The organism is Streptomyces sp. WM6378, from assembly GCF_001279695.1.
Lineage (GTDB): Bacteria > Actinomycetota > Actinomycetes > Streptomycetales > Streptomycetaceae > Streptomyces.
In genome coordinates this window covers 1-9,635 of the sequence record NZ_LGDD01000055.1, presented here as the reverse complement: position 1 = coordinate 9,635, position 9,635 = coordinate 1, and the positions used below count along the sequence as shown (strand labels likewise).

The window sequence follows — 9,635 nt, the reverse complement described above, 5'->3', positions numbered from 1 at the left end:
AAGCCCTCACGGGCCAGAGGGGACCCAGGAAGACGCTCCGGCGCCCTGCGGTGCACCGCACCGGACGCCGCGACCTGCCCGACCCCGATCCACCAGACACCCCTGGAACGAGGAGAATGCACAAAACGTCACAAACTGCGCTCATTCAGACTAAAAAGACATACCTGGAAGTGGGGACGGGTGCGCCCTGTCCGCCGGCAGCCTCCCGGGGCCGCGGGCGCGACTACAAAAGCGAATGGTGCGGCTCTCGTTGAGCCTGGAGGGTCCCGGGGCAGGCGTGGGCAGTTGAGCGCGTACACGTACGGTCGGTGGTGATCACGTTGTCCCACTGTGTGGAGGAACCGGGATGAAGCAGCTCCCTTTCGGAGCTCTGTGTGCCGCACTCGTGGCGCTCGGGACCGCGTTTGGATTCCTCGCGATCCAGTTGCGCGCGTCCGGCTACGAGCCCCACGTCCAGGGCGCGGCCCTTGCGTCCGTCCTGATGCACTTCACCGCGATCATGACTGCCGTGACGTGGGCCCGAGCCCGCCAAAGCCACTGAACTGAGCTCCTCGACCGCAGCGACGGACGCCAGGAGAAGTGCCCGGCTCCCGTCGCCCGTCCAGGACCCACCGGTCGGGCACCAGCGACGCCGCCGAGCTGCGGGTCGGCTGGACGACGCCTCGGTTCACAGTCGCTTTGCCATTCGGAAGGCGTGCGCGTAAAGACCCGAGCCGTCGAGCAGCGACGTGCCGCCCTCGTCGCCCATGGTGGGGCCGTTGGCGGTCTTGCGGCTGGAGATGAAGCGGTGGTGTCCGGTCGAGTCGATGCCGAGGTAGATACCGACGTGGTCGATCCGGTGTCCCGCGTCCGGGCTCGCGTCGAAGAACACCAGGTCCCCGGGCTGGAGGGCGCTCAAGTCGGAGGCTTGACGGTGGGTGTTGGCGACGATGCGGGCGCCGGGACCGTCCTCGGCCATCATGACGGCGCGACGGGGTAGCCCCTCTCCTGTGGGCTGTTTGAACTCCAGGGGGTATCCCGAGCGGTACCCGTACACCGTTCGGACGAAGCCGGAGCAGTCCACCGAGCCGTAGAAGTCACTCCTGGGTTCGCGATGGCGTCCGTTCGGATATGTCCAGCCGATGCCCAGGTAGTCGTTGAAGTCGGCGGTTGCCTGCCTTTCGTCGCCGTCTCCCAGCGGGCCGTAGGTGGCCGGGCCCGCGTATCGGATGCCGTTGTCGTCGTGCCGGTCGGCTGTGCCTCGGACGTACTGTGTCGCGATGTCCAGTACGTCGGGCCCGCGGTTGGTCAGGGCGGTGCTGAACCAGCTCGTGAACCAGTCCTCGTGCTGTGCGCCGGAGTGCCAAGGACGCGGCGCCAGGCGGACCACGGCGCCTGTGGTGACGGTGGCCGTGGTCGTGGCCGGCTCCGCGAACGTGCGCTCCGGGCCGGTGAACACCACCGTGCGGGCGTCCTCGGTGAGGACGGCCACGGTCCTGCCGTCGGCGTCGCGGGCAATCGTGCGGGGGGTCCCGGCCAGCCGTACGAACTCGTGGCCGTCTTCGTCATGCACGACGAAGACGACCACTGCCAGTGCCACAAGGGCCAGGGCCAGGACAGCGGCCAGGAACGTCGGCCTGTGCCAGAGCTTTCGCAGCCGGTCGGCGGGGGGCTGTGCGTCGGACGCCGTCGGCTGCGCCGTTGGCGGTTGAGTCCTCACCACTGTCACCCCGCCAGGTGGAGCAGGAGCCCGCTGGCCAGGACGGTGTACGTCAGTCCGGTGACGGCTGCTGTGGCCGTAGCGGTGGCCACGACCGGCTGTCGCAGGAACTGGTAGGCGATCAGACCGGGGACGATGAAGCCCAGGGTCTGATGAGTGAACAGCAGCGGGTACTCCTTGAGCAGGAAGAGGGAGAGGGTCATCTGGAGGAACACGCTCAGCAGTACGACGCCGGCGAACAGCCGCTTGCCGAAGAGGATGACGACCTTCCTGGCGGCGGCAGCAGCGGCCCATGTGAGGCAGGTGACGGCGGCGATGAGCAGGATCCTGCGCCAGTCCTGAAGCAGGGTGACGGCCAGCCAGGCCGGGGTGATCATGCCGCCCGGAGAGAGGTTGGTGACCAGATAGCAGCCGAGCCCGAAGAGCAGTCCGATGGCGAGTCCGAGCGTGGCGACCTCGACCGACAGCGGAGCGTTCACCGGACGGCTCGCTGTGCCGGGGCGAGTGATCCCACGTGCTCAAGCAGCCGTTCCCCTTGGCCGTGGATGTTGCCGACCGCCACGAGCGAGGCCGCGCCGCTGACCTGATCGGCGATGGCGCGCCAGATCTGGGCGGGGTCCCGCTGCGGTCCGCCGAGGTCCAGAATCCGCCCGGGCCAGTGGGCCGGGACGGCGTCCCGCGCGGATCTGGTCGGGTGCCCTATGAGCACCAACGTGTCGGTGTCCAGTTCGCGCACGATGCGCCCCATCTGGCCGTTGCGTTCGATCCGGTCCGGGCGGCAGTTGATGAGGGTGATGAAGGGGGGCTTGATCTGACCGGAATCCACCAGGTGGCGGAAGTTCATGACGGTGGACTCCGGGTCATTGGCGGCGAAGATGTTCGCCAGACGAACGGTGCCTTCTTCCGTCTCGTATTCCTCAACGGTCAGTACACCGGGGTCGGGTGGAGCGGCATACATCCCGCGCAGCGCCGACGCCCGGTCCACGCCCAGCCGGGCGGCGACCGAGAGCGCGATCGCCACGTTCTCCTTGAAGGTGGTGTAGCGGAAGCCCGCCATCTCCTCGTCCGAGACCGACTCGGGTTCTGCCACGACGAGTTCACAGTGGCGGCTGGAGGCCTCCAGCTCCAGCAGCGCGCGGCGGTCCTGCTCGGCTGTCACACACACCCCGCCGTCCGGCATGGACCGTGACAACGACCGCGCCACGTCGTCCAACGTCGGGCCCATCTCGTCAAGATGGTCCTCGCGGACGTTGCAGAGCACCCCGATCGTCGAGCGGACCAGCACCTTCTGATTGATCTCCTGGAGCGCCGGCTGGACGGCCATGCATTCCATCACCAGGACATCGGGCCGGACCGCGGCAGCCCGGCGGACGATGCCGATCTGCTCGACGACATTGGCAATGCCGTACTTGCGGTAGACCGGCTCCTCCGTGGCGTCCGGATGGATGAACCGAGCCGCTGTTCCCGTCGTCTTCGCCACCACAGTGAGGTTTCCGCCGCGCAGCGCGCCGGCAGTCAGGCGGGTGATGGAGCTCTTGCCGCGGATGCCGTTGACCAGGATCCGTACCGGGATCCGTGCCAGGTTGCGCTCGTGGCGGCGCCGCTCGGCCACACCTGCCAGGAAGAGCGCCAGCAAGGTGAGTGTGAAGACGGTGTACAGATAGAGGATCATCACGGCACCTTTCGGGACACGACAGCAGGAACCCTGCGGTCATGCGCGGCTCTCGCCGTCGCCTCGGCGGCCATGCCGACCCGGATCCGCTCCAACGCCCGGGCCACCAGCCCCAGTTCGTCGTACCGGCGGACCTCCACGACATCGCGCAGATCACCGTCGGCCACGCGCTCCGCATCGCGCACGAGGCGGCGCAGCGGGCGCAGCCACATGACGTACAGCCACCCGAACAGGCCGAGGGTCACCACGGCCAGCACCTGGGCCAGCAGCAGGGCCTGGTCCCGGGCCCGGGTCTCGGGCAACAGGACGGTGTTGACGCTGCGGGCGGTCACCACACTCCACGACGGGCCGGGATGCTTCCCGCCGCCTATGGGCGCGCCCGCGACGATCTCCCGGGCGTCCGCGCTGCCGTCGCCCATCGACACCACCGGCCTGTCGGTACGTGCCGCACGGCGCAGTTCCTCTCGCGCGAGGGGCTGAAAAGCCGTGAAGCCTGCCGTGGAAGCGAGTACTTCCCCTTTGGTGTCGACCACCCATGCGGTCGCCGGCTGGACGGCGTCGAATGCGTTTCGCAGCTTGGCGAGGTCGTACTCGGCGACGGCGATCGCCCGGTCGTTGTTCCCGTAGCTGAACGGCGCGTACTGCACGACTACCGGCACCTTGTCGATGCGGACCGCCTCGCTGCTCCCGGCGTTCGCAGGTCGTTCGGGAACCTGGTCCGGGTGCGCGGCCGCCCCGGCGTGGGCGAGCACCCGTCGCTGCGCATCCAGGACGTAGACGCTGCGGTAGCGCCCGTAGCGCTTGTTGAAGTGCTTGACCTGGCTGTCGAACTTGGCCGGTTCGGACCCCAGGGTGAGGCCTTCCGCGAGCTGGGCGAGGTCCAGCTCGGCGGCCCGAAGGGCGCGCCGCACGTGCTGGGCCGCTCCGGTCGTCACCGCCTGCTGGCCGTCGAGTACGGCTGTGGGGACGGTGACGCCCCGTTCGAACCGGCCACCCGCGGCCAGCACGGTCCCCGCGACCGTGAGCAGCGCCAGCAGACCGCATGTCCAAGGCAGCCACACCGAGGAGGCGAGCCTGCGGGTGCGGCCGGGGCGAGATGCGGAGATCCCGCTCACCGGGCCACCTCTGATTGCGAGTCGAGTATGGTCCGGACACAGGGCAGCACTTGTCAATCCCCTCCCGTTTCAGCGGTGTTGGGGTTTTCGGCCCTGTAGGAGGATCCCGGGAAGTTCCTGAGGTTTTGATGAGGCGGGGGGCGACTATCCTGACCGCCGTGCGCATACTGGTTGTCGAGGACGAGGGTGATCTGCGGTTCGCGGTGGTCGCGGCACTGCGCAATGACGGACTGGCCGTCGACGGAGTCCCGGACCTGCCCGCCGCGGACGAGGCCCTGTTCGTCACCCGCTACGACTGCGTGGTGTTCGATCGGATGCTGCCGTCCGGGGATGCAGTCGGCTACGTGCAGCGCCTTCGTCAGGCAGGCCGGACGGAGCCCGTACTGTTCCTCACGGCCCGCGACACGGTCGCCGACCGCGTCGCGGGGTTCGCCGGCGGTGGCGACGACTATCTCGTAAAGCCTTTCGCGATGCCCGAGTTGGTGGCGCGTGTGCACTCTCTGTGCCGACGCGCGGAGGTGGTGCGTGCGCCGGTCCACCAAGTCGCCGACCTTGAGATCGACACTGCGCGACGCCAGGTCCGCCGCCGCGGTGTGCTCTTGGTGCTGACCCGTAAGGAATTCGCCGTCCTGGAGCTTTTGGCAACCCGGTTGGACCAGGCAGTGCCTCGCGGCGAACTCATCGAGCGCTGCTGGGACGAGATGGCCGAGCCGAACTCGAACGTCGTCGAGGTGCTGGTCTCCCAGTTGCGCCGCAAACTCGGTGACCCGTTGGTGATCCACACGGTCCGGGGTGTGGGGTACCAGCTGGCCTCGACCGGCAGCGGCGGATGACGGCCGAAGCCCGCATCCGCACCCTTCGTTGGCGACTCACCGCACTGTTCACCCTGACCAGCCTCGTCGGCCTGGTCGGGCTTGCGGTGTTCGCCCTTCACAGCGACACCGCCGCCTCACGCCGTCAGCTCGAAGCGACCATGGACCTGCAGGCCGACCACGCCGTCAGTCTGATCGACTACGACGACAACCGTCGTCTCGATCTCCAGCCCCTGATCGACACCGTGGAGAGCGACTGCCCGCCACTGACCGTACTGTCCGGCACGGCCGACCACTTGACCGTGGCCCGTACGCCGCCGCGGCCATGCGTCCCCATCGCACCCGATGACGTTCATACGGTCGCTGTGGCCGCGCTGCGCCATGGCTCGGCGACCTGGGCCGACACACGAACGCCGGACGGGGACCCGGTGCGGCTGCTCGCCACCCCTTTCTCCGGGCCGGACGACAGATCCTGGGGCGGAGCACTGGTCACCGCCGTCGACACCGCCGACAGCGAGGCCGAACACCGCCAGCTGGTCACTCTCCTGACGGTGGGTTGCGCGGTCCTGGTGTCGCTGTCGGCCATGGCCGGGCACCTGCTGTCCGGCAGGGCGATCCGCCCGGCGTTGACCGCTCTCCGCCAGCAGGAGGCGTTCCTGGCCGATGCGGCCCACGATCTGCGCACTCCCGCCGCTTCCCTGCGCGCCCTCGCCGAGACAGCCCGTGACGACGACACCCTGCGCGGCGAGGCGCTGGACCGCACGGTACGCCTGGCGAGCCGAATGAGCGACCTCATCGACGGGCTGCTCACCCGCGCCAGGCTCATGGCCGGCGTCGCCACCGTCGCCCGCGAGCCCCTCCGCCTCGACCAACTCGTCGAGGCAGTCGTCGACGACACCGCCACCCACGGGCACCACGTGACGGTCCTGACCCAGCCGACCGTTGTTGTGGGCGATCCCGACCTGCTGCGTCGGGCGCTCGCCAACCTGCTCAACAACGCCCTCGCCCATGGCCATGCCCCAGGACAACGAGCCGAAGTCGAGCTCACCGTCTCGCCGGAGGGCACCGTCACCATCGACGACGCGGGCCCGGGAATCCCTCCCACCCTGGCCGGCTCGCTGTTCGAACGCTTCCACAGCACCTCCGGATCGACCGGCCTGGGGTTGTCCATCACCTCCTGGGTCGCCCACACCCACGGCGGCACACTGACCGTCGAGACCAGCCCACGAGGTGGCGCCCGCTTCGTCCTCCGCCTCCCCGGCCACACCAAGCACCTCCCGTGAAAGAGCGATCGAAGTCTTCTGGCTGCCGCGGCCGCCATGACATCGTGATCGCCATTCTCCTGGTCCACGATCACCCCGCCCCGGCCCCTCCTCAACAACACGACCGGCCGGAACACAGCCGAAATCGGCGTTTCTCACGCCGTGGTGAGCACTGAAGTCCGCGTCGGGTGACTGCCGGGTCAGCCATGAGCCATGCACGAGAGAGGTTCTCGGCCTCGGCGTGAGCACGAGGCGGGCAAGAGCCCCGCTCCTTCTCCCGAGTACTTCTGCCTGGCGTCCGCACGCGGCGCCCGCAGTGGGAGCCGGGCAAAGATCTGCCATGAGCACCGTCGTGCACTCGTCGGGACGAGAAGCAGCGGCGTGACCTGGGCCAATCCGGTGTCGTTGACCCGGCTATGAAGAAGATCAGCGCGCTCGCCGCGCTCACCATGGCGGGTCTCGCGCTCGCCACCTCAGCCCACGCCGACGACGGCACCGACTTGGGCCGCGGCATCAACGTCGCCAGCCACCAAAGCCCCTTCACTGCCAGTGTCTGCAAGCAGGCATTCGCACTCGTCCCGGTGGCCGCACCTTGGACCAGCGACGCGGTGAACGACGCCTGCAACAACCGCGAGCACATCCACCGCGGACACAGCTAGCCGACAATTCCGAGTTCTGTGTCGGGTCGGCAGAACTCGCAGGCGCGGAAGAACCTGCGGCCCTTGTAGTCGGCCGGCGCCCCTGCCACCCGTCAACGCGGAATGGGCGCCGGCCACATGCACGCCCGGGCCCTCGGAAGCCGTCAGCATTCCTCACGCCCCTCCGATGCGCTGCGGGTGAGGCCCTGGAGGCCGACGACCCGCAGCAGTTCGAGCCGCTCGATCTCCTACTTCCTCTCGTCGGCCTCGGGCCGAGAGCGCGCCCACAACCCAGCCCTGAGCGATGCAGTGGGCGGAGAACCGTGGCAATTCACCGGCACAGCCGCGCGATCAGCTCCTCTCGGCAGGTCACCCCGGTCCTGCGGTAGATGGCCTTGAAGCGGTCGTTGACCGTGTGGGGCGACAGGCCCAGGCGGCGGGTGATCTGCTTTGCAGGCAGTCCTTCGAGCGCCAGCTCCAGCACGCCGCGCTCCCTGCGCTGGTGCCCCGCGCAGTGGATGCAGCGGCAGCCGCCGCACGAAGCGCTTGGCGGCCTCGATCGGCGCAGCCACCAGAAGCTGAGCGGTGCCACGTCCACCGCCCGACCCGTCTCGTGTCCCTCGGCTCAATGGATGTCCACCGCTGCGCCCAGGTTGGGGCGCAAGGGCGTAGCGGGGACGGTCCGAGGCGGCGGGGTCAGTTCAGGCCGACGGCGGCCAGCGCGGTGGTCCAGTCGGTGGCGATCGCCTGGCGTGCGTCGTCGAGGGGGACCTGTCCGTTGCAGACGGCGGTCTTGAGGCGGTTCTCGACGGTGTCCTTGTTCCCCGCGGTCTTGCCGCCGGTGCTGTAACGCGGCTCGGGCCACAGGTTCTTCGGGTCTCGGGGTGCGCCGCCCAGCTCCAGCGGGACGAGGTGGTCCTCCTCGTAGTCGGCGGTGCTGGTGTCGCTGTAGCCGTACGCCGCGATCTGCTGGACCTTCAGCGGGTTCGTGTACGACGTGGGCGGGCGCACGGTGGACGTCCAGCCCGACACACAGATCGTCGACCCGATCGTGGCTTGGGTGACGTCGGGGTTGTAGGCGCCGGGCTGACAGACCGGGTCGGGCAGCGGCAGGTACGACTGCGAGCACGACGCCGAAGCCACGACCGAGGTGGGGGAAGTCGCGGTGGCGTGGGCGGCGCTGGCCGTGCCGACGGTCAGCGCACCGGCGGCGAGGGTGAACACGCCCAGGGTGGGGGCGAGTCGGCGTATCGCATACATGTGGGGGTCTCCGTCGCATCAGAGCCCGGCCGGGTTGCCGGGCAGCTGACGGCATGACACCAGCCGCAGGATCTATGCGGGTAGATCCTGGAGGTGAACAACGGGCAACGTGCGCAATCGTTGCCCACCCATGGACGTCCCATGACCAGAAAATCAGGGCTCCTTGGTGGCCTGGCGACCCGGCGTCCCTCGATCGGGGCCAGTTGGACCCGCGGAAGACAACACGGTCCAGAGAAGGGTAGAAACGTCGCGACACCATCGCCGTCCAGTCCGGGAGTTGCCGTGACCGTGCGCCGTCGTCCGACCGTCACCACCGCAGCCATCGCTGCCTGCCTGCTCGCCGTTGCCGGCTGTTCCACCGGCAAGAGCGCCCCCGACACCAAGCACCCGGCATCCAGCCGAGCCGGCTCCCCCGGCACCGCGACCGCACCACCCGCGGACGGTGCCCCCCGGGCACTGCAGAACGGACCCGGGCCGCAGACGAAATACACCGTCCAGGGCCAGCCCGCCCCCGGCACCTGCAAATACCGGTACACCACGGACAAACAGCCCCTGCCCGACCCCAAGTGCACGCCCGGCGCGCTGAACCCCAAAGTGACACAGCAGAACCTGGCCTCCACCGTCTGCAAGTCCGGCTACACCGGCACGATCCGGCCCCCGGTATCCGTCACCGGTCCGGAGAAGACCGCAAACGCCAAGTCGTACGGGTACACCGGACCCATGGGCGACGGCGAATACGATCACCTCATCTCCCTCGTCCTCGGCGGAGACCCCGACGACCCCCGCAACCTCTGGGTCGAACCCCCCTCGCCCGATCACAAGCCCGGCGCCGGCCCCAACAATCCGAAGGACGTGGTGGAGTCCAAACTGTCGAAGGCGGTGTGCTCAGGGAAAGTCCAACTCGCCGCCGCGCAGAGCGCCATCGCCACCGACTGGACCACCGCACTGGCCAAAGTCGGACTCCCGTAGCAGGAACAGAGGCCGCCAGAGCATGGCCAGGCCCAATCACCCGTATCGCCAGTCCGAGTGGCCGGGGTCGTGTGGCGATACGGGCCGGACACGCCCCGGACACCCACCTCTTAGAGGCCCTAACAGAAGTGGTTGTTGACGTGACTGTCGGCTTGGCTGTTCGTTGGTGTGGGTGTGGGGAAGAGACAGTCGCGGCCGTGGATCGTGT

At 68.7% G+C, this 9,635-nt stretch carries 11 protein-coding genes; 5 read left to right on the top strand and 6 right to left on the bottom strand.

Annotation, left to right across the window (positions count from 1 at the left end; all coding sequences use genetic code 11):
* Positions 1–346 precede the first annotated feature (346 nt).
* Positions 347–541 carry an SCO3870 family protein gene (locus tag ADK54_RS07960; protein ID WP_053724828.1) on the top strand — a complete coding sequence of 65 codons (195 nt, stop codon included), beginning with the start codon at positions 347–349 and terminating at the stop codon, positions 539–541.
* A gap of 126 nt (positions 542–667) precedes the next feature.
* Here ADK54_RS07960 and ADK54_RS07955 read toward each other — a convergent pair whose 3' ends face one another.
* From ADK54_RS07955 to ADK54_RS07940, 4 genes are read right to left on the bottom strand one after another with little or no spacing between them, the layout of a single operon-like run.
* Entirely contained in the window at positions 668–1,699 is a 1,032-nt protein-coding gene (locus tag ADK54_RS07955) for an NlpC/P60 family protein (RefSeq protein ID WP_234391962.1), read from the bottom strand.
* A 5-nt stretch (positions 1,700–1,704) separates the two neighbouring features.
* Complete coding sequence (locus tag ADK54_RS07950) at positions 1,705–2,178, bottom strand: poly-gamma-glutamate biosynthesis protein PgsC/CapC (RefSeq protein WP_053724826.1); 474 nt, start codon at positions 2,176–2,178, stop codon at positions 1,705–1,707.
* The gene (gene pgsB, locus ADK54_RS07945; protein ID WP_234391961.1) at positions 2,175–3,371 is read right to left on the bottom strand and encodes a poly-gamma-glutamate synthase PgsB; all 1,197 of its coding nucleotides are present in this window, start codon (positions 3,369–3,371) and stop codon (positions 2,175–2,177) included. The genes ADK54_RS07950 and pgsB overlap by 4 nt, the downstream gene beginning before the upstream one ends.
* Entirely contained in the window at positions 3,371–4,486 is a 1,116-nt protein-coding gene (locus tag ADK54_RS07940) for a HAMP domain-containing protein (RefSeq protein WP_053724825.1), read from the bottom strand. The genes pgsB and ADK54_RS07940 overlap by 1 nt, the downstream gene beginning before the upstream one ends.
* Before the next feature lie 164 nt (positions 4,487–4,650).
* On the opposite strand from ADK54_RS07940, the gene ADK54_RS07935 reads away from it, so the two are divergent.
* The 3 genes from ADK54_RS07935 to ADK54_RS07925 all read left to right on the top strand — a co-directional run bounded on the left by ADK54_RS07935 (position 4,651) and on the right by ADK54_RS07925 (position 7,219).
* Positions 4,651–5,319: a response regulator transcription factor gene (locus ADK54_RS07935; protein WP_199826897.1), complete on the top strand. Its 669-nt coding sequence runs from the start codon at positions 4,651–4,653 to the stop codon at positions 5,317–5,319.
* A complete protein-coding gene (locus ADK54_RS07930; protein ID WP_053724823.1) occupies positions 5,316–6,581 on the top strand; it encodes a sensor histidine kinase in 1,266 nt (421 codons plus the stop codon). The genes ADK54_RS07935 and ADK54_RS07930 overlap by 4 nt, the downstream gene beginning before the upstream one ends.
* Positions 6,582–6,976: 395 nt before the next feature.
* Complete coding sequence (locus ADK54_RS07925; RefSeq protein WP_053724822.1) at positions 6,977–7,219, top strand: hypothetical protein; 243 nt, start codon at positions 6,977–6,979, stop codon at positions 7,217–7,219.
* A 310-nt stretch (positions 7,220–7,529) separates the two neighbouring features.
* Here ADK54_RS07925 and ADK54_RS48215 read toward each other — a convergent pair whose 3' ends face one another.
* Both ADK54_RS48215 and ADK54_RS07915 read right to left on the bottom strand, forming a co-directional pair.
* Positions 7,530–7,790 (bottom strand): response regulator transcription factor, encoded by a 261-nt coding sequence (locus ADK54_RS48215; RefSeq protein ID WP_267886983.1) that lies wholly within the window; start codon positions 7,788–7,790, stop codon positions 7,530–7,532.
* A 104-nt stretch (positions 7,791–7,894) separates the two neighbouring features.
* On the bottom strand, positions 7,895–8,458 hold the full coding sequence (locus tag ADK54_RS07915; RefSeq protein ID WP_107090483.1) for a hypothetical protein: 564 nt from the start codon (positions 8,456–8,458) through the stop codon (positions 7,895–7,897).
* Between the two features lie 282 nt (positions 8,459–8,740).
* On the opposite strand from ADK54_RS07915, the gene ADK54_RS07910 reads away from it, so the two are divergent.
* Entirely contained in the window at positions 8,741–9,427 is a 687-nt protein-coding gene (locus ADK54_RS07910) for a hypothetical protein (RefSeq protein WP_107090482.1), read from the top strand.
* Positions 9,428–9,635 lie beyond the last annotated feature (208 nt).

Bases quoted from the DNA above. Each gene is read 5' to 3' on its own strand.
- ADK54_RS07925 (WP_053724822.1), top strand. From the start codon at position 6,977: ATGAAGAAGATCAGCGCGCTCGCCGCGCTCACCATGGCGGGTCTCGCG.
- ADK54_RS07960 (WP_053724828.1), top strand. From the start codon at position 347: ATGAAGCAGCTCCCTTTCGGAGCTCTGTGTGCCGCACTCGTGGCGCTC.
- ADK54_RS07915 (WP_107090483.1), bottom strand. From the start codon at position 8,458: ATGTATGCGATACGCCGACTCGCCCCCACCCTGGGCGTGTTCACCCTC.
- ADK54_RS07930 (WP_053724823.1), top strand. From the start codon at position 5,316: ATGACGGCCGAAGCCCGCATCCGCACCCTTCGTTGGCGACTCACCGCA.
- pgsB (WP_234391961.1), bottom strand. From the start codon at position 3,371: ATGATCCTCTATCTGTACACCGTCTTCACACTCACCTTGCTGGCGCTC.